Origin of the sequence: Neoroseomonas terrae, from assembly GCF_018129025.1 — a bacterium.
GTDB lineage: Bacteria > Pseudomonadota > Alphaproteobacteria > Acetobacterales > Acetobacteraceae > Neoroseomonas > Neoroseomonas terrae.
Window position 1 is genome coordinate 62145 of record NZ_JAAEDI010000018.1, and the last position, 18290, is coordinate 80434.

16 protein-coding genes are annotated in these 18290 nt (G+C 70.0%); 10 read left to right on the top strand and 6 right to left on the bottom strand.

Going from position 1 to position 18290, the window contains the following annotated elements:
* Positions 1-146: 146 nt before the first annotated feature.
* From GXW78_RS17270 to GXW78_RS17285, 4 genes are all read left to right on the top strand, one after another.
* Positions 147-1001 carry a cytochrome c oxidase subunit 3 gene (locus GXW78_RS17270; RefSeq protein ID WP_211870086.1) on the top strand — a complete coding sequence of 285 codons (855 nt, stop codon included), beginning with the start codon at positions 147-149 and terminating at the stop codon, positions 999-1001.
* Positions 1002-1126: 125 nt separating this feature from the next.
* Positions 1127-1456: a DUF983 domain-containing protein gene (locus GXW78_RS17275; RefSeq protein ID WP_338147770.1), complete on the top strand. Its 330-nt coding sequence runs from the start codon at positions 1127-1129 to the stop codon at positions 1454-1456.
* Between the two features lie 47 nt (positions 1457-1503).
* The gene (locus GXW78_RS17280) at positions 1504-2214 is read left to right on the top strand and encodes an SURF1 family protein (RefSeq protein ID WP_211870087.1); all 711 of its coding nucleotides are present in this window, start codon (positions 1504-1506) and stop codon (positions 2212-2214) included.
* Positions 2214-3701 (top strand): carboxypeptidase M32, encoded by a 1488-nt coding sequence (locus GXW78_RS17285; protein ID WP_211870088.1) that lies wholly within the window; start codon positions 2214-2216, stop codon positions 3699-3701. Before GXW78_RS17280 ends, GXW78_RS17285 begins: the two co-directional genes overlap by 1 nt.
* On the opposite strand, the gene GXW78_RS17290 is transcribed toward GXW78_RS17285, so the two are convergent.
* On the bottom strand, positions 3686-4627 hold the full coding sequence (locus GXW78_RS17290; RefSeq protein ID WP_211870089.1) for a WcbI family polysaccharide biosynthesis putative acetyltransferase: 942 nt from the start codon (positions 4625-4627) through the stop codon (positions 3686-3688). The two genes, GXW78_RS17285 and GXW78_RS17290, sit on opposite strands and share 16 nt — an antisense overlap.
* 174 nt (positions 4628-4801) lie before the next feature.
* Here GXW78_RS17290 and thrC point away from each other — a divergent pair, with 174 nt between their 5' ends.
* From thrC to rfaE1, 4 genes are all read left to right on the top strand, one after another.
* Positions 4802-6199 (top strand): threonine synthase, encoded by a 1398-nt coding sequence (gene thrC / locus GXW78_RS17295; protein WP_211870090.1) that lies wholly within the window; start codon positions 4802-4804, stop codon positions 6197-6199.
* A 200-nt stretch (positions 6200-6399) separates the two neighbouring features.
* Positions 6400-7671 carry a M16 family metallopeptidase gene (locus tag GXW78_RS17300; RefSeq protein ID WP_272876864.1) on the top strand — a complete coding sequence of 424 codons (1272 nt, stop codon included), beginning with the start codon at positions 6400-6402 and terminating at the stop codon, positions 7669-7671.
* 152 nt (positions 7672-7823) lie between these two features.
* Positions 7824-9149 carry a TldD/PmbA family protein gene (locus tag GXW78_RS17305; RefSeq protein WP_211870092.1) on the top strand — a complete coding sequence of 442 codons (1326 nt, stop codon included), beginning with the start codon at positions 7824-7826 and terminating at the stop codon, positions 9147-9149.
* A gap of 45 nt (positions 9150-9194) precedes the next feature.
* A complete protein-coding gene (gene rfaE1, locus GXW78_RS17310; RefSeq protein WP_211870093.1) occupies positions 9195-10688 on the top strand; it encodes a D-glycero-beta-D-manno-heptose-7-phosphate kinase in 1494 nt (497 codons plus the stop codon).
* 109 nt (positions 10689-10797) lie between these two features.
* Here the strand turns inward: rfaE1 and GXW78_RS17315 are convergent, their stop codons facing one another.
* Positions 10798-11499, bottom strand: coding sequence for a lysozyme inhibitor LprI family protein (locus tag GXW78_RS17315; RefSeq protein WP_211870094.1), 702 nt, complete (start codon positions 11497-11499; stop codon positions 10798-10800).
* A gap of 37 nt (positions 11500-11536) precedes the next feature.
* Positions 11537-12514: a Bug family tripartite tricarboxylate transporter substrate binding protein gene (locus tag GXW78_RS17320; protein ID WP_211870095.1), complete on the bottom strand. Its 978-nt coding sequence runs from the start codon at positions 12512-12514 to the stop codon at positions 11537-11539.
* A 118-nt stretch (positions 12515-12632) separates the two neighbouring features.
* Between GXW78_RS17320 and GXW78_RS17325 the strand changes: the two genes are divergently transcribed.
* A complete protein-coding gene (locus GXW78_RS17325) occupies positions 12633-13841 on the top strand; it encodes a CaiB/BaiF CoA transferase family protein (RefSeq protein WP_211870096.1) in 1209 nt (402 codons plus the stop codon).
* A gap of 319 nt (positions 13842-14160) precedes the next feature.
* Here the strand turns inward: GXW78_RS17325 and GXW78_RS17330 are convergent, their stop codons facing one another.
* From GXW78_RS17330 to GXW78_RS17340, 3 genes are read right to left on the bottom strand one after another with little or no spacing between them, the layout of a single operon-like run.
* A complete protein-coding gene (locus GXW78_RS17330) occupies positions 14161-15156 on the bottom strand; it encodes a hypothetical protein (RefSeq protein ID WP_211870097.1) in 996 nt (331 codons plus the stop codon).
* A 2-nt stretch (positions 15157-15158) separates the two neighbouring features.
* Positions 15159-15818 carry a hypothetical protein gene (locus GXW78_RS17335; RefSeq protein ID WP_211870098.1) on the bottom strand — a complete coding sequence of 220 codons (660 nt, stop codon included), beginning with the start codon at positions 15816-15818 and terminating at the stop codon, positions 15159-15161.
* Positions 15815-16501 (bottom strand): hypothetical protein, encoded by a 687-nt coding sequence (locus GXW78_RS17340; RefSeq protein WP_211870099.1) that lies wholly within the window; start codon positions 16499-16501, stop codon positions 15815-15817. The genes GXW78_RS17335 and GXW78_RS17340 overlap by 4 nt, the downstream gene beginning before the upstream one ends.
* A gap of 370 nt (positions 16502-16871) precedes the next feature.
* Here GXW78_RS17340 and serA point away from each other — a divergent pair, with 370 nt between their 5' ends.
* The gene (gene serA, locus GXW78_RS17345; protein ID WP_211870100.1) at positions 16872-18122 is read left to right on the top strand and encodes a phosphoglycerate dehydrogenase; all 1251 of its coding nucleotides are present in this window, start codon (positions 16872-16874) and stop codon (positions 18120-18122) included.
* Positions 18123-18290: the final 168 nt, after the last annotated feature.

Consider the following 18290-nt stretch of genomic DNA (forward strand, 5'->3'; position numbering starts at 1 on the left):
GAGCCCCTCTCGGTACGGCAGCGGACATATCGGAACCACCACGCTCCGGGCTTGATCCGGCGGGCCTTTTCGGGATTGATGCGCCGCGATGCGGGCGGCCGACGCAGGCCGTTCGTGCGCGCCATGTTTCAGGTCCAGGGATTACGATGGCCAGCACCAGCCACGCGCAAGCCGACTCCGGCGTGCCGCACTACAAGCACCCGTACCATCTGGTGGACCCGTCGCCGTGGCCGCTGCTCGGGTCGTTCAGCGGCGGCGCGCTGGTGCTTGGCATCGTGCTGTGGGCGCACAGCAACATCCACTGGGTCTTCGGCCTCGGCCTGATGGGCGTGCTCGCCACCATGTTCTTCTGGTGGCGCGACATCGTGCGCGAGTCGGGCACGCCCGGCTTGCATTCGCCGATCGTGAAGCTCGGTCTCCGCTACGGCATGACGCTGTTCATCGCCTCCGAGGTGATGTTCTTCGTCGCCTTCTTCTGGTCCTGGTTCCATTTCGCGCTCTACCCGGAACATGTGTCCGGCGCCGCCGCCCCGGCGATCTGGCCACCCCGCGGCACGCTGACATTCGACCCCTGGGGGCTGCCCTTCCTCAACACCATGATCCTGCTGCTCTCGGGCTGCACGGTGACATGGGCGCATGCCGCGCTGATCCAGAACGACCGCAAGACACTGGTGAAGGCGCTGGCGCTGACCGTGTGCCTGGGCGCCATCTTCACCGGGCTGCAGGCCTGGGAATACTCGCTGGCCCCGTTCAAGTTCTACGAGGGCGGCATCTATTCGTCGGTGTTCTTCCTCGCCACGGGCTTCCACGGTTTCCACGTCATCATCGGCACGACCTTCCTGGCGATCTGCCTGATCCGGGCCGCGAAGGGCCACTTCACGCCGGAACGCCATTTCGGCTTCGAGGCGGCCGCCTGGTACTGGCACTTCGTCGACGTGGTGTGGCTGTTCCTCTTTGTCTGCATCTACTGGCTCGGCGCCGGCGAGATCGCCCAGCACTGATGCCGTCCCTCGAAACCACGCCGTCTGCGGACGACGAGGCAAGGGAAACCAACACCGGCCGGGCCCTCAAGCCCGGCCGGATGCCGTTTGGGGGATCGTGTGGCCTGGCTGATGCACCCTCCCCCGTGACGGCCGCCCTGCTCGGCCGCTGCCCGCGCTGCGGGCAGGGACACCTCTTTGCCGGCGTGCTCGACATCCGCCCACGCTGCGAGGCCTGTGGCCTCGACCTGTCCGCCCATGATGCCGGGGATGGGCCGGCGGTGGCGGGGATCTTCATCATCGGCGCCATCGCGGTCGGGCTCGCGCTATGGGTTGATGCGCGCTACCGGCCGCCGCTCTGGGTCCATGCCCTGATCTGGCCGCTGGTCGTGCTGCCGCTCTCGTTGGTCACCATGCGGCTCGCCAAGGCGGCGCTGGTTGTCCTGCAATGGCGCCACCGGCGCGACGCGGACTGAACCCCACCCCTTCCGGCCGGCCCGGGGAGGCCATATAGCGCCCCGAGATGCCCACAAGCCCTGCCTCCCCCCCACCCCGTCCCGGCGCCTGGCGCCGGCTGGTGCTGCCGGTGCTGGTGATGCTGCCGGCGTTGCTGGCGCTGCTTGGCCTCGGCACCTGGCAGGTGCAGCGCCTGCTGTGGAAGACCGAGCTGCTGGAACGCTTCGCCGAGACGGAGGCCGCCCCCGCGCAGCCCGCCGGCGACACGCCCGCCGCCTACAGCAAGGTCTCCCTGACCGGCCGCTTCGACCATGGGCGGGAAGCCCTGCTGGAACTCGAACTGCGTGGCACCACCCTCGGTGGCCGGCTGGTCACGCCCCTGCTGCGCAACGGTGCCGTGCCGGTGCTGGTCGATCGCGGCTGGGTGCCCTACGAGCCCACCCGCCCGATCAGCCATCCGGAAGGCGAGGTGACCGTCACCGGCTGGGTCCGCCCCGGCGAGACGGCCGGGCTTTTCTCCGCCAACGACGACGTTCCCGGCCGGCGCTTCTACACCTTCGATCCGGCAGTGATCGGCGCCGCGCTTGGCCTCCCGCGCGTGGCGCCCTGGGGGCTGGTCGCGATGGGGCCGGTCGACGGCCTGCCGGAACCCACGCAGCGCCTGCCGCGGCCGACCAACAACCACCTCGGCTATGTCATCACCTGGTACGGCTTGGCGGTTGCGCTGGTCGGCGTATTCGCCGTCTGGGCCCGCCGCCGCCTCAAGGAGAAGAACTGATGCCCAATGCCGCGCTCGACCGCCTGAAGGCCCGCTTCGCGCGCATCGCCGCGCTGGGTGAGGCCGCGGGCATGCTGCATTGGGATGCCAGCGCCATGATGCCGCCGGGCGGCGGCGCCTCGCGCGGGGAGCAGCTCGCCGCCCTCGCCGGCCTGTCACACGAATTGCTGACGGCGCCGGTTGTCGAGGAAGACCTCGAGATCGCACGGGCCGAGGGCGCGTGGCAGGAAGCCAACCTCGCCCTGATGGCCCGCATCCATGCGCGCGCCACCGCGTTGCCGACCGACCTCGTCGAGGCCACCGCCCTCGCCAATTCCGCCTGCGAGAAGATCTGGCGGGAGGCCAAGGCGCGGGCCGACTTCGCCATGGTCCGCCCCGCGCTCACCGAAGTGGTGCGCCTCCAGCGCGAAACGGCGCAGGCGCTCGCCGGCGCCCTCGGCATGGACCCTTACGACGCCCTGATGGACGGCTACCAGCGCGGCGTCACGGCCGCCGATGTCGAGCCGGTCTTCGCGGCCTACGAAGCCTTCCTGGCCGACGCCCTGCCACGGGCTGAAGCGATCCAGGCGGCGCGGCCCGCCCCCATCCCGCTGCCCGGCCCCTTCCCGGTCGAGATTCAGCGCCGGCTCTGCCGCTCACTGTCGGAACGCATCGGGCTCGACTACGAGCATGCGCGGCTCGACGAGTCCCTGCACCCCTTCTGCGGCGGCACGCCGCAGGATGTGCGGCTGACCACCTTCTATGACGAGCGCGACGTGTCCAAGGCGCTGCTCGGCGTGCTGCATGAGACCGGCCACGGGCTGTACGAGCGCGGCCTGCCCGAGGCCTGGGCGCGGCAGCCGGTGGGCGATGCGGCCGGCATGGCGGCGCATGAATCGCAATCCCTGATCGTCGAGATGCAGGCTTGCCGGTCAGACGCCTTCCTCGGCTTTCTCGGCGGCGAGTTGCGCGCCGCCTTCGGCGGGCCGGCCGCGCCCTACGGGGCGGCGAACCTCGCAGGGCTGTGGCGGCATGTCTCGCGGGGCTTCATCCGCGTCGATGCCGATGAGATCACCTACCCCGCCCACGTCATCCTCCGCTTCCGGCTGGAACGCGCGCTGATCGGCGGCGCTCTCGACGTCGCCGACCTCCCGGGCGCCTGGAACGAGGGCATGCAGCGGATGCTCGGCATCACCCCGCCGGATGATGCGCGCGGCTGCCTCCAGGACATCCACTGGCATGACGGCGCCTTCGGCTACTTCCCCTCCTACACGCTCGGCGCCATGGCGGCGGCGCAGCTCATGAAGGCGGCGCGGGCGGCGGTGCCGGGGCTCGACGAGGCGCTCGGCCAAGGCGACATGGCGCCGCTGCTCGGCTGGCTGCGCACGAATGTGCACGGCAAGGGCTCGCTGCTCGGCTTCCAGGACCTGCTGCGGGCGGCGACGGGCAAACCGCTCGACCCGGCGGATTTCACCGAGCACCTGGCGCGGCGCTACCTCGGCGGCTGACGGCGGGGCGGTACCGGCGGCCAGCTCGGTCCGGGCAGCGGACCGACGGCGTCGTATACGCGGTAGAAGGCCTCGACCAACGGCAAGGGTTCGTAGAGCACTACGCCCTGATGCTTCACGCCCCGCGGGCTGGCATCGACCACCTGGGTGCCCCGGAAGGTCGGGCGAGGTTCCGGCGGCAGCCCATAGTGCCGCAGGATCGCAGGATAGCCGGGCAGGTCTATGTCATGGAGCGCGGTCTTCACGCCACCGGCCGCACCCGCGTCGAAGGGCAGCCCGGCGCGCGCCGCGATTCGCATCGCCATATGCAGCAGCAGCAGGTTCGAAGGATGGCCGGGCGTGTGGAAATGCCGGTGCCGGGTGGTGATGTCCGCGACAAGGTCGCTGATGGTGACATCCACCGCCACCTCCCGCATCCGCAGCTGTTCGAGCGCGACGGCGAAGGGGTCGGGCATCGCGTCGAGTAGTGTTTCGCCGTCGAGCAGCCTCGTCGCCTCCGTGGCCGGCACGCCTTGCCGGTATGCCGACAGGACCCGGTCATAGTGATAATTCCCGAGCGGCCCGGCCAGGATCGGCCCGTTGTCCCGTCGGAGATGGCGCACATCCGGGGTGAAGCCTGTAAAGTTCAGCGTCGGGAAGACGACCACGCGATCCGGCCGGAGCGCCCTGAGCGTCTGCGTCGCCAGGAGGGGCAGGTCGTAGCGCGTCGCCGCCACCGGCATGATGCGCTGGGTCAGGATCAGGTCCGCCGCCTCGATGGCCCGCTGGGTCTCAGCCGCCTCGGTGGCGCGCTCGGCCTCCGGCGCCTGCCCCGGTGCCAGGCGGTAGATCTCCAGCGCCCGCGTGATCTCGATCCCGGGGGTCGCCAGCCGCAGCGCCTCTGCGAGGATAGGGACCTGGCAGTTGCCAAGCAGGACGACGCGCAAAGTTCAGTACTCCGGGCCAGGCGAGGTTCGGGGCCAGGATAGGACGTCACCCCGCCGGTCGGAACCGGATGGCTCGCCTCAGCCGGAACGCCCCCGATCCCGGCGCCGGCAGGCCGCGCTCTCGCCAAGCTGCCCCCCCTCGCGGTTCCCGCCCGCCGGCGGTATTGCTGCCCCATGCGCTACGTCTCCACCCGCGGGCAGGCTGCCCCTCGCGACTTCGAAGCTGTCCTGCTGGCGGGCCTCGCCGAGGATGGCGGCCTTTTCGTCCCGGAATCCTGGCCGGAGCTCACGACGGCCGAATGGCGCGCTCTGCGCGGCCTGCCCTATCCGGATCTCGCCGCCCGGATCCTGGGGCTGTTCGGCGCCGATGACATGCCGATCGAGGCGATGTCCCGCGATGCCTATGCCGGCTTCGGCCACCCGGCCGTCGTGCCCCTGGTCCAGCTCGACCACAGGACCTTCGCGCTGGAGCTGTTCCACGGCCCGACGCTCGCCTTCAAGGACATGGCGCTGCAACTCCTGGGGCGCATGTTCGACCATGTGCTGGAGAAGCGCGGAGAACGCGTCACGATCGTCGGCGCAACCTCGGGCGACACCGGCTCGGCCGCCATTGAGGCATGCCGCGACCGCGCGGCGGTCGACATCGTCATCCTGCATCCGGAAAACCGCACCAGCGATGTGCAGCGGCGGCAGATGACGACGGTGCTGGCGCCGAACGTGAAGAACATCGCGATCCAGGGCGATTTCGACGCCTGCCAGGACCTCGTGAAGGCGATGTTCAACGACGCGCCCTTCCGCGCCGAGATGCGGCTGTCCGCGGTGAACTCGATCAACTGGGCCCGCATCGCGGCACAAATCCCGTATTACGTCGCCGCGGCGCTGGCGCTCGGTGCGCCGGACCGGGAGGTTGCGGTCTCCGTCCCCACCGGCAATTTCGGCAATGTGCTGGCGGCCTGGGCGGCGCGGCGGATGGGGCTGCCGATCAGCGGCTTCGTCATCGGGTCGAACCGCAACGACATCCTCGCGCGCTTCCTCGCCGCCAACGACATGTCAGCGAAGCCGGTGGAGCCCTCCCTCTCCCCGTCCATGGACATCCAGGTGTCGTCGAATTTCGAGCGGCTGCTGTTCGAGCTACTCGACCGCGATGCCGCCGCGACGGCGCAGACCATGACGCGCTTCCGCAGCGAAGGCCGGATGCCCATCCCGCATGCGGCCTGGAAGCAGGCGACTGCCCTGTTCCGCGGCTTCACGCTGGATGACGAAGGAACTCTGGCCGAGATCCGTCACCTGTGGACGAAGGCCGGCTACCTGGCGGACCCGCACACTGCCGTCGGCACCGCTGCCGCCCGCGCCCTGCCGCCGGCGGACCCTGCCGTGCCTGTCATCGTCGCCGCCACTGCGCATCCGGCCAAGTTCCCCGATGCCGTGGAACGCGCCACGGGAATCAGGCCGCCCCTGCCCGCCCGCCTCCACGACCTCCACAACCGGGAGGAGCGCTTCGACGTGCTGCCGGACGACCTCCGTGCGGTCGAGACGGCGGTGCGCGCCCATGCCCGGCGCAACGCCGCTTAAAGCACCACTCGGTCGAACGGCGCCGGCCCACACCTCCGCCGGCCGGGCTATGGTCGGTGCCGTTCCGGCGTCAACCAGGAATGCGCCAGCCACCGGCCGCCGCGGGCGGCCGCAGCCCCGGTTGATGGGGGCGGTGTGCAATGGAGCAGGAACGACTACATAAGTCGGCTTACATCGCCCATTCCGCCAGGACCCCGCCCTTGTCCCAGACCGATGCCGTCCGCGTTACCCGCCTGCCCTCCGGCCTGACCGTCGTCTCCGAGACCATGCCCCGCGTCGAGACCGTCTCGGTCGGCGCCTATATCGGCGTCGGCACGCGGCACGAGGCGCCGGAGGTGAACGGCGTCTCCCACTTCCTCGAACACATGGCCTTCAAGGGCACGGCGCGCCGCGACGCGGCCGCCATCTCCCGCGAGATCGAGAATGTCGGCGGCCATCTGAACGCCTATACCTCGCGCGAGCAGACCGCCTTCTACGCCAAGGTGCTGAAGGAGGATACGGCCCTCGCCGTCGACATCATCGGCGACATCCTGACGCATTCCACCTTCATCCCCGAGGAGATCGAGCGCGAGCGCGGCGTGATCCTCCAGGAAATCGGCCAGGCCAACGACACGCCGGACGACATCGTGTTCGACCATTTCCAGGAGACGGCCTTCCCGTCGCAGGCGATGGGCCGCCCCGTTCTCGGCACCGAGGACACGATCAAGGCGATGTCCCGCGATGCGCTGACCGGCTACATGCGCAGCCACTACGGCCCGCAGCAGATGGTCATCGCGGCGGCCGGCGCGCTCCAGCACGATGCGCTGCTCGAGATGGTCCGCACCCATTTCGCCGACCTTCCCACGACGGACAGTGCCGTCGCCGAGGCGGCACGCTACGGCGGGGGGGAGTTCCGCGAGGCGCGCGAGCTGGACCAGGTGCACATCGTCCTTGGCTTCCCTTCCGTGAAGCATGGCGATCCGCTGCACTATCCGACGCAGCTTCTGTCGACGCTGCTCGGCGGCGGCATGTCCTCGCGGCTGTTTCAGGAGATCCGTGAGAAGCGCGGCCTGGTCTATTCGATCTATTCCTTCGCCTCGCCCTTCCGCGACGGCGGGTTGTTCCAGATCTACGCCGGCACCGGCGAGAAGGAAGCGGCCGAGCTGATGCCGGTGACGATCGAAGCACTGCGCGCCGTGCAGCGCGACGTGACGGAGGACGAACTCGCCCGCGGCAAGGCGCAACTCCGCGCATCGCTGCTGATGTCGCTGGAAAGCACCGGCAGCCGCTGCGAGCAGCTTGCCCGGCAGTTGCAGGTGTTCGGCCGGGTGATCCCGGTCGAGGAGACGAAGGCGAAGATCGCGGCGGTGACGGTGGAGCAGGTGCAACAGGCCGCGGCGGCGATGTTCCGCGCGGCGCCGACACTGGCGGCGATGGGACCTGCGGAGAATGTGCCGGCGGTCGGCGCGATCATGGAGAAGCTGGCGGCGTAAAGGTCGGGGGCAGATGAACTCCCCCGAACCCCCTCCCTTTTTTTATCCTCTGGCGCCGCCCACCGCGGTCCGTCTCCAAAAGATAGAAACCGGTGGGGGATTCGGGGGAGGTGTTCCTCCCCCGACCTTTTCCTGCCCACGAAGGAAACGAGATGGACCGCCTCACCACGCTTGCCGACCTGATCGCCGCCGCCAAGCGTGCCGGCGCCGATGCCGCCGACGCGCTGCTGGTCGCCTCCACCTCGCTTTCGGTCCGCCGCCGCCTCGGCGCCATCGAGCAGTTGGAACGCTCGGAGGGCTTCGACCTCGGCCTGCGCGTCTTCGTCGGGCAGCGCGCGGCGATCGTCTCCTCGACCGACGCCAATCCCAAGGGCTTTGCGACCTTGGCCGAACGTGCCGTCGCGATGGCGCGCGTGGTGCCGGCGGACCCCTTCGCCGGGCTACCCGACGCAATGTCGACCCAGACACGTGACCTCGACCTCGCTGATGCCGAGGAACCTTCCGCCGAGGGCCTGCTCGCCCGTACTGCCGCAGCGGAGGAAGCGGCGCTGGCCGTCTCCGGCGTGACCAATTCCGATGGCGCGGATGCCGGCTGGGGCCGCTACGAACTGGCCATGGTCGGCTCGAACGGCTTTGCCGGCTCCTTCGTGCGGACCTCGCATTCCATCTCGACAACCGCAGTGGCCGGGGCCGGCACGGCGATGGAGCGCGACTACGACTGGTCCTCCACCGTGCATCTGGCTGACCTCGGGGACCCGGTGGCGATCGGGCGCAAGGCGGGCGAACTGGCCGTGGGCCGGCTGAATCCGACCCGGCCGAAGACCGCGCGTATCCCGGTCGTGTTCGATCCGCGCGTCGCCGGCAGCCTGCTTGGCCATCTGAGCGGTGCGATCAACGGTGCCGCCGTCGCGCGCGGGACGTCCTTCCTGAAGGACAGGATGGGGGAACAGGTGCTCGCCCGGGGCCTGGTGGTGCGCGACGATCCGTTCCGCCGGCGCGGCCTGCGATCCCGGCCCTTCGACGGCGAAGGCATGCCGGGCGAAAGCCGGGTCATCGTAGGCGACGGCATGCTCCAGACCTGGCTGCTGGACTGGCGGTCCGCGCGGCAACTCGGGCTCGCCTCGACCGGCCATGCCAGCCGCGGCACCGGCGGGCCGCCGTCGCCGGGAGCCACCAACCTCTGGCTCGAACCAGGCGACCTGACGCCAGCCGCGCTGATGGCGGACATCGCTGAGGGCCTTTACGTCACCGACCTGATCGGGATGGGCGTGAACGGCATCACCGGGGATTACAGTCGGGGCGCTGCGGGCTTCATGATCCGGCACGGACAGCTCGCCGAGCCGGTCAGCGAGATCACGATCGCGGGCAATCTGCGCGACATCTTCCTGAACATGACACCCGCCAACGACCTGGAGTTCCGCCGTGGCACGGACAGCCCCACGGCACGGATCGAGGGCCTGACCATGGCCGGATCATGACCGTTATCTTGCGTTGCAACACAACCCTGGGGTAGGGGCTGACGGATGACAGGCCCCGCGCCCCAAGCCGACCGACCCGTGCCGGAGGTCCCCGCGGCCGAGCTTGCGGAGGCCATCCGCGGCTTGCGCCGTGCCTCGGTCCTCGTCGTCGGCGATGCCATGCTGGATCGTTACGTCTACGGGGCGGTCAACCGCATCAGCCCCGAGGCGCCGGTACCGGTGCTCGCGGTCGAGCGGGAGGTCGCGATGCCCGGCGGCGCCGGCAACGTCGTGCGCAACCTTACCGCGCTGGGGGCGGCCGTCGCCTTCGTCTCAGTGGTGGGGGACGACCAGGCGGGCAGCGACCTGACCGGTCTGATCGGCGGCCAGCCGGGGGTCGAACCCTGGCTTCTCGTGCAGGGCGGCCGTCACACGACGACCAAGACCCGCTTCATCGCGAACGGCCAGCACATGCTGCGTGCGGATCAGGAAGTGATCCAGGCGATTCATCCGCGCCTCGCCGACCGCATGATCAAGATCGCCGGCGATGCCGTGGCGGCGACGACCGTCCTCGTGCTCTCCGACTACGGGAAGGGCGTGCTGGGCGGCGACACGGCACGCCAGCTGATCGACGCCGCGCAGGCCGCAGGCCGTCCTGTGGTCGTGGACCCGAAGGGACGGGACTACGCCCGCTATGCCGGCGCCGACGTGATCACGCCGAACCGTGCCGAGCTCTCCGTCGCGACCGGCATGCCGGTGGACAGCGAGGAGCGCATCCTTGACGCGATGCGTGCGCTTCAATCCGCTCACGGCTTCAAGGCCGTGCTGGTGACGCGCAGCGAGGACGGGATGACGCTGCTGGAAGGCGAGCAGGTTCACCACTTCCCCGCCGAGGCGGCGGAGGTCCATGACGTGTCCGGCGCCGGGGATACGGTGGTCGCGACGCTTTCGGCGTCGATGGCGGCGGGGCTTTCCCTGCCCGTCGCCGCGCGGCTTGCGAACATCGCGGCCGGCATCGTGGTCGGCAAGATCGGCACCGCCGTGGTGCGTGAGGAAGAGGTGATCGAGGCCCTGACACCCGAGCGCGGTGCCCTGCGCAAGGTGATGTCCCGCGTCGCCGCCCTGGAGCAGGTGGAACGCTGGCGCCGCCGCGGGTGGCGCGTCGGCTTCACCAATGGCTGCTTCGACCTGCTGCACCCCGGCCATGTCCATCTGCTGGAACAGGCGCGGTCCTGGTGCGACCGGCTGGTGGTCGGGCTGAATTCGGATGCCTCGGTGAAGCGCCTGAAGGGCGCCGCCCGGCCAATCCAGTCTGAGGCGGCACGCGCGGCCGTTCTTGCCTCCCTCGCCACGGCCGATTGCGTGACGGTGTTCGACGAGGACACGCCGGTCGAGCTGATCAGCCTGCTGAAGCCGGACGTGCTGGTGAAGGGCGCGGACTACACGGTGGAACAGGTGGTCGGCGGCGACGTCGTGCAACGATATGGCGGCGAGGTGCGGCTGGCCGAATTGCTGCCCGGGAACTCGACGACGGCGACTGTCGCGCGCATCAAGGGATAGATGGCGTCGGCGGAGGGGGGCACCGCCCCTGCGCTGCCCAACACGAATCAAGGTTTCCAAAGGGCCTTCGGCCTTTGTGGGAAAGGTTCGGAGAGGGGCTTTGTCCCTTTCAGCCCACCCCCGCCCGCCTGATCTGCGCCTGCGCGTCCTCCATCGTTTCCTGAAGACAATCGAGCGGCAGCCGTCCTGTCGCCCGCGCGCAGGCCTCCCGCGCCGAGACGTAGCGCGTCAGCAGCGCCTCCAGGGACGCCAGCGCCGCCGGGTTCCGCGCGAGCCGTGCGCGAGCGGCCTCGGCATCCCGCACCACGGCGGCGTCCGTGGCGGCCATGCCCGGCGTCGCGCAGATCTGCGTCGCGACCCAGCCGGCCGTGCCGGGGCAGGAAACGGCGCGCAGCGCGGCGGGGGGCGGTGGCGCGACCAGGTTGGGCTTCGTGTCCGGGGCCGAAGCGATCGCCGTCGACGAAGCACCGCCCTGCGCCATCACCTCCAGGTCACGCGCACGGGCGCGCATGGCGCGGCGCAGGCAGGATTGCGCCTCACGCGCTTGCGGGCCTTCGCAGCCGCGGCGCTCGCCCAGCCAGGCACGCTGCGCGGCCTGAAGCGCGGCGCGCTGATCGGTTGGGGTTCGGTCGGTCACCGCGCGCCAGGCCGCGGCGATGCGACGGTCAAGCTCCGCGAGGTCCGCCTGCGCGCAGATCTGCCGCTCGTCCCAGGCGCGGGCCTGGCGGCAGTCGAAGGACGGGCCGGCCTGCTGCGCCGTGGCGCGCAGCGGCAGCAGGGCAAGGGCGGCGAGGATCAGGGCACGGATCATGGCCGGCAGACCAGCACGGCCCCGGCAGGGCCGTCCATCACTCGATGGAGACACCCGCGGCCTGGACGACGACGCGCCACTTCTCCAATTCACCGGCCAGGAAGGTCAGGGCGCGGCGAGGGCTGGTGTCGGGTTCGGGCTCGATGCCGATCGACAGCAGTTCCTCCTGGAAGGCGCTGTCCGCCATGACGCGGCGGGTGGCGTCGGACAGCGCGGCCATGGCCTCGGGCGGCGTGCCGGCGGGGGCGGCAAGGATGTTGAAGGTGCTCGCCTCGGCGCCGGTGATGCCCTGCTCGGCGAGCGTCGGGATGCCGCGGTCCACGACACTGCGCGTGGGATGCATCACGGCGATGATGCGGAGGCGGCGGTCGCGATGCAACTCGTACAGCGTGCCGAAGGTGTCCACCTGGAACGCCGTGGTGCCGGCGACCAAGTCCTGGATCGCCGGGCCGGAGCCGCGATAGGGGATATGCTCGGCCCGCAGGTCCCCGGCGCGCGCGAGGAACAGCGCGGCGGACAGATGGTTCGACGTGCCGACGCCCGAGGACCCGTAGGACAGCGCGCCCGGCCGTGCCCGCAGCGCCGCGACCAGCTCCGCCGTGTTGGTCGCCCCCGTCTGCGGCCCGACGGCGAGCACGAAGGGCACCACTCCGAGCAGCGAGACCTGCTCGAAATCCTTCACGGGATCGTAGAGCGGCCGACGATAGACGAGCGGACTTGTCAGCGCTGACGACGAGGCGTGAAAGATCAGCGAGTAGCCATCGGGGCGCGAGCGCGCGACATCCTGCGCGCCGAGCATGCCGCCGGCGCCGGCCTTGTTCTCGATCACCACGGTCTGGCCGAGGGCACGCTGGAAGCGGTCGACGAAGCGCCGGGCGAAGACGTCCGTCGGGCCGCCCGGCGCGAAAGGAACGACGACGCGCACGGCGCGCGACGGGAAACGATCCTGCGCGCGCAGCGATGGCGCGGCGAGCAGCGATGCGACGGCTGCGCCAAGGGCGGTCCGGCGGTACATGGTTCTTCCTCCCGATATCGTTGCGCGGATCGTGCCGCGCTGCGCCCCTCAGCGCCAGCAGGCTTTGCGTGACCGGCGTCCTGCGCCACCCTGCGGCCGGATTCGAAGCGGAGGAAACATGGCCGGCGCCCTTGATGGCCTACGTGTGATCGACCTGACCCGGGTGGTGGCAGGGCCGCTTTGCGGGCAGATGTTGGGCGATCTCGGCGCCGAGGTGGCCAAGGTGGAACGCCGCGGCGACGGCGACGACCTGCGCGCGCTCGGCCCGCCCTTCGTGCCGGGCACCGATGACAGCGCGTATTTCGTCACGCTGAACCGCAACAAGCGATCCGTCTCCGTCGATTTCGCGAAGCCCGAGGGCGCGGCGATCCTGAAGCGCATGGTCGCGAACGCCGACATCCTGCTCGAGAATTTCCGCCCCGGCACGCTCACGCGCTACGGCCTCGGCTACGAGGATCTGCGCGCCATCAATCCGCGACTGATCTACTGCTCGGTGACGGGCTTCGGGCAGACCGGACCCTATGCCGGCCGGTCGGGCTACGACTTCGTCGCCCAGGCCATGACGGGCCTGATGGAGGTGACGGGGGAAGCCGATGGCTCACCCGGCGGCGGACCGCAGCGCGTCGGCGTGCCGGTCGCGGACATGTTCACGGGCTTCGCCGCGACGGTTTCGATCCTCGCGGCGCTCCGCCATCGCGATGCGACAGGCGACGGCCAGTCCATCGACGTGAACCTGTTCGAGACCATGGCGTCGCTGATGCAGGCACCCATGTCGTCCTGGCTGAACGCCGGCAAGCTTTTCCCGCGCAGCGGCAACGACAGCCCCGTCGCCGTTCCCTACGGCGTGTTCGAAGGATCAGACGCGAAGTTCGTCATCGGCGTGCTGAACGACCGCGAGTTCGTGCGCCTGGCCGCGGCACTCGGCCACCCCGAATGGTCGGAGGACCCGAGGTTCAAGCGCGCGAGAGACCGGGCGGAACACCGCGCCGCCCTTCTGGACCGCATGCGCACGCTGCTCAGAACGCGGCCCCGCGCGGAATGGCTGGCGAAGCTGGAAGACGCGAAGATCACCTCCGGCCCCATCAACACGGCGCAGGATTTCGAAACCGACCCGCATGTCGCGGCGCGCGGCACCATCGTGGAAATCCCACACCATGCGGGGCGGACGGTGCGCGTTCTCGCCTCACCGCTGAATCTCTCCGAGACGCCACCCGCATACCGCCACGGCATCCCGGCGCCGGGCGGGGATACGGATGCGATCCTTGCGGAATTCGCAGGGATGACGGCGCAGGAGATCAGCGAAGCGCGGGTGGCGGGGGTGGTGTGAGCAGCGCAGGCAAAATTGCCCGCGGCGATGGACCAGAGAGGGGCTTTGCCCCTCTCCGGACCTCACCCCAGCAAAGGCCGAAAGGCCTTTGCAAACCGTCACCTGGCGCTGGGCCATTCGGTTCGGTGGGATGCCGTCGCGCCGCGTCCCGGATCTCCCCGCGGTGATGCGCACGGAGCATGATCGGCCATTGCGAACTTCTTCCCTGCCCGACACCAGATCGAGGTTTCCAAAGGCCCTTCGGCCTTTGGCGGGGTGAGGTATGGAGAGGGGCAGAGCCCCTCTCCATCAGCACCGTCCCTTCGCAGGCCAGCAACCCTCAGAAGCTGACGCCGATACCGAAGGACGCGCCGGTCACCTCGTTGTCGCCGATGAAGTACCGCCCGATGAAGCGGATGCGCGACACGTTCAGCCCCATCGCGCCGAACTCGTAGCGGCCGACGTCGATCTCGATGCCACCACCGACCTTGGCCGACCAGCTGAAGCCGAGCACCTGCTCCTGGTCACCCAGATAGCTGGTGAAGGATCCGTCCAGCACCCAGCGCACCGGCCGGCCGAAGGCTTCCCAGCCAGTCGGCCAGCGATAGCGCGCCCACAGGCCGAGCGTCTTCGCCATCGAGGTGCCGCGCGCCGGCCGGAAAGTGTCGCCGAAGGTCTGCAGGTAGATCTGCGTGTAGCGCAGCTCGACATCGATATCGCGCGCCGGCCGGTGATCGTAATAGGCCAGCATCAACGACCCGCCGATGCCCCAGACATTCACGTGCCGGTCGGTCAGCGCCGCGATGTCCCGACCGGTCGCGTAGTTGACCAGGCTGCCGAACAACGAGCTGTCGCCCGCCGCATAGCCGCCCGACAGGTTGAAGATCGGCCGAAGCCACAGGTAATCGCCGAGTTGGATGTCGTAGCCGACGCCGATTGTCGCCGCGAGGTTGTTCCACCGCAGCGGCGTGCGCCGCGGCCCGAGGTTGGTGAACACCGCGCGCGGATCGTAGCGCGCGTAGCCAAGGTACCCCTCGAGCCAGAGCGGGAAGCTCTCCGAGACGGTGAAGCCGGCACCGAGTTGGGAGAGCGTCAGCACCTGCGATCCAAGCTCGGTCCGCGCATTCCCGCGACTGACCTGCAACGAGTTCGCCGAGCCGTCCGGCGTCACATTGTAGCCCATGATGCCCAGCACGCCGGCGCCGCGCGAGCCCAGCTGCGCCTGGATGTCATCGAGCCGGCCGAGGATCGCGTCGATCCGCTCGCCATCCGCCTGCGCCATGGCGACGGACGGCAGCAGGCAGGCGAGCGCCGCGGCGAGGAGACGGCGCAGCACCCTCACAGCGGCGGCCCGCGCTCGGGCAGCGTCGGTCGCGGTAAGGCGAAGAGGGCCCGTCGCAGCCGGTCCTCGGCGGCGCGGATCTGCTCCACCACCGCGTCGTCGGTGATGTCGTCGGCACGTGCGGCCATCAGCGCGTGGTCCTCGCCGATGCGCTGGATGACTGCAACATATTGCGCGCGCGCCGCGGCGACGGCGGGCGGGTCGTCGGGGGCCGCGTTGGGGCCGGTCGTCGCCACCAGCGCGCGCGCCAGCGCCTGCACGGCGGGGTCGTTGATGGTGATGGCCTCGCGCAGCCGCGGGGCCTGCCAGTTCTGCCGCGTGGCGCGCCGAAGGAAGGCGCCGAGCGATGCGACCGGTTGCTCCCCGCCCGTGCCGGCACGCCCGGCCTGCACGGCGAGGGCGACGAACGGGTCTTCCGGATACGGCAGCACGCCATCATCGGCCAGGCGCGCAATCGCCATCAGATAGATGGCGAGCGCCTCCCGCATCGCCATCGCGCCGGCCCGCGCATCGTCGGATGTCGGTTGCGGCAGTTGGGCGGCGGGGAAATCGGCGGCGAGGCTCGCATTGCGCGCCCAGTCGCGCACCGGCGTGTAGTCGGGCGCGTTGCAGGCCGAGAGCAGCACCACGGCGAGGAGAGCCGGGCGCCGCATCACGGCTGCACCACGGCGCCGACCGGCCCGGCCAGATCGCGGCGCAGCCCCACGGCAGGGTCGGGTGCGAGGAAAAGCATGAGCCGGCGCAAGCGGTCCTCCTGGGCCTGGATGTCGCGTGCCATCGCTCGTTGCCGGATGTCGGCGGCGCGAGTGGCCAGCAGAGCGTGGCCCTCGGCGATCGCGAGGAGCACCGCCCGATAGGCATCGTCGCCGGTCCCCTGCGCCAGCGTGGCGGCAAGGCCCTGCACGGGCGCGTCTGCGCCGCGAATGAGCGGCCGGAGGCGCAGATCCTCGATGACGGTCGGCGAGCCGGCGCTGCGGGCTCGGGCGCCCGGGACGGGATTGGCCGCATAGGCCGCTTCCAGCAGGCGGCCGAGTTGCGCGACCGCCGCGCCCGCCGCGGCATCGCCCGCTGCGGCCCGGCGCACCAGGGGCGCATAGGCCTCGGCGCGGAAGGTCAGCATGCTCTCCTCCTGCGCCAGCACGGACAAAGCGTAGAGGTAGATGGAGAGCGCCGCCTGCTGCGCGCGCAGCCCGTCCCGCGCGTCGCCCGGCGGGACGGCCTCGGGCTGGTCCGCGGCCACGCTGGCAAGTTGCGCCCAGTCCCGCAGCGCGGTGTTGGGGGGCAGCGCGCAGCCGACCAGCAGGGCCAGGACAAAGGCAGCCAGGAACTTGCGAAACACCCGCCGGATTCCCCGTCGCCGGACCATCATCGCCGATAGCCGCGAATGGCGTTTCGGACAAGCATCAGTCGGTAGCCCGCCTAACGTCAGTACCAGTTCCCACTGGTGCTCGGCGAAGCGTTCCAGCTCACCTGCTCGACGTGTTGTTGATGTCGTTCGCGATATGGTGGAGGTATTTCTCGAGAATCCAGCGCGCATTGCCCATCGGAGCCTCCTGTCAGGGGGCGGGACAGCGTGCCCTGCTCGCGATGGCGGTAGGCTAATCGGTTTCATATCGGGTGTGAACAATATGCGCTGCAGCGGTTCACCCCTTGTATGACCGGCCGGCACGGGGCACGAAGCGCGCCCCCTTTCCGTTCCGGCGCACCGTATGTCCCCCACTCGCCTCTCCCTTCCCAAGGACAAGATCCGCATCCTGCTGCTGGAAGGCATCGCCGACAGCGCGATCGACCGCCTCGCCGACGCCGGCTACGCGACGGTCCGGCGGGAGGCGAAGGCGCTCGACGGTCCAGCGCTGATCAAGGCCATGAAGGGCGTCCACATCCTCGGCATCCGGTCGCGCACCCAGGTGACGGCGGAGGTGCTCGAAGCCTCGGATCGCCTCATCGCCGTCGGTTGCTTCTGCATCGGCACCAACCAGGTGGCGCTGAAGGCGGCCGCCGAACGCGGCATCCCGGTATTCAACGCGCCCTTCTCGAACACGCGGTCGGTCGCGGAGCTGACGCTCGGCGAGATCGTCATGCTGATGCGCGGCATCTTCCCGAAGTCGAGCGCCGCGCATCGCGGCGACTGGGACAAGTCGGCCGCGAATTCGTGGGAGGTGCGCGGCAAGACGCTGGGCATCGTCGGCTACGGCAATATCGGCTCGCAGCTCTCGGTGCTGGCCGAGGCCTTCGGCATGCGCGTGATCTACTGGGACCGCACCGGCAAGCTGCCGCATGGCAATGCGCAGCCCATGGCCTCCCTGCACGCGCTGCTCGCCGAGGCCGATGCGGTGACGCTGCATGTGCCCGAGACGCCCGACACCGTGAACATGATCGGCGCCGCCGAGATCGCCGTCATGAAGAAGGGCGCGGTCCTCGTGAACAATGCGCGCGGGACGGTGGTCGACCTGGACGCGCTGGCCGCCGCGCTGAAGGACGGCCACCTGCTGGGTGCTGCGATCGACGTCTTCCCGGTCGAGCCGTCGCGCAACGGGGAGGCCTTCGTCTCCCCGCTCCAGGGTCTGCCCAACGTGATCCTGACGCCGCATATCGGCGGTTCGACCGGCGAGGCGCAGTGGCGCATCGGCGAGGAGGTCAGCCGCAAGCTGATCGAGTTCTCCGACACCGGCGCGACGATGGGCGCGGTGAACTTCCCGCAGGTCGAACTGCCCGCCCGGCCGACGGGCGCCCGCTGGGTGCATGTGCATCGCGACGCGCCGGGCATCCTGTCCCGCATCAATGACAGCTTCGCGCGGCGCGGGCTGAACATATCCGGCCAGTACTACCAGACTGCCGGATCGGTCGGTTACGTTGTGGTGGACAGCGAGGAGGCGCGGAAGGATGCCGAGGCGATCCTCGAGGAGTTCCGCGCCTTGCCCGGCACGATCCGCGCGCGCCTGATCTACGAGCGACACTGACGCCGGCGGCTCGGCTCCCGCCCGCGGTGGCGCTTCAATCCGCGCGGCCGGCTCGCAAGGCAACCCCTCGCGCGATCGCCGCGTTCCTCTGCACGGATGTGTTTGTCTTGCGGAGGAAAGCGAAGATGCGTTCGATCGTCCTGTGGCTGCTTGGCGTGCCGGTCGTGG

What these genes read in the sequence shown, in the direction of transcription:
- GXW78_RS17270 (WP_211870086.1), top strand. Translation starts at nt 147, where the DNA reads ATGGCCAGCACCAGCCACGCGCAAGCCGACTCCGGCGTGCCGCACTAC.
- GXW78_RS17280 (WP_211870087.1), top strand. Translation starts at nt 1,504, where the DNA reads ATGCCCACAAGCCCTGCCTCCCCCCCACCCCGTCCCGGCGCCTGGCGC.
- GXW78_RS17285 (WP_211870088.1), top strand. Translation starts at nt 2,214, where the DNA reads ATGCCCAATGCCGCGCTCGACCGCCTGAAGGCCCGCTTCGCGCGCATC.
- thrC (WP_211870090.1), top strand. Translation starts at nt 4,802, where the DNA reads ATGCGCTACGTCTCCACCCGCGGGCAGGCTGCCCCTCGCGACTTCGAA.
- GXW78_RS17305 (WP_211870092.1), top strand. Translation starts at nt 7,824, where the DNA reads ATGGACCGCCTCACCACGCTTGCCGACCTGATCGCCGCCGCCAAGCGT.
- rfaE1 (WP_211870093.1), top strand. Translation starts at nt 9,195, where the DNA reads ATGACAGGCCCCGCGCCCCAAGCCGACCGACCCGTGCCGGAGGTCCCC.
- GXW78_RS17315 (WP_211870094.1), bottom strand. Translation starts at nt 11,499, where the DNA reads ATGATCCGTGCCCTGATCCTCGCCGCCCTTGCCCTGCTGCCGCTGCGC.
- GXW78_RS17320 (WP_211870095.1), bottom strand. Translation starts at nt 12,514, where the DNA reads ATGTACCGCCGGACCGCCCTTGGCGCAGCCGTCGCATCGCTGCTCGCC.
- GXW78_RS17325 (WP_211870096.1), top strand. Translation starts at nt 12,633, where the DNA reads ATGGCCGGCGCCCTTGATGGCCTACGTGTGATCGACCTGACCCGGGTG.
- serA (WP_211870100.1), top strand. Translation starts at nt 16,872, where the DNA reads ATGTCCCCCACTCGCCTCTCCCTTCCCAAGGACAAGATCCGCATCCTG.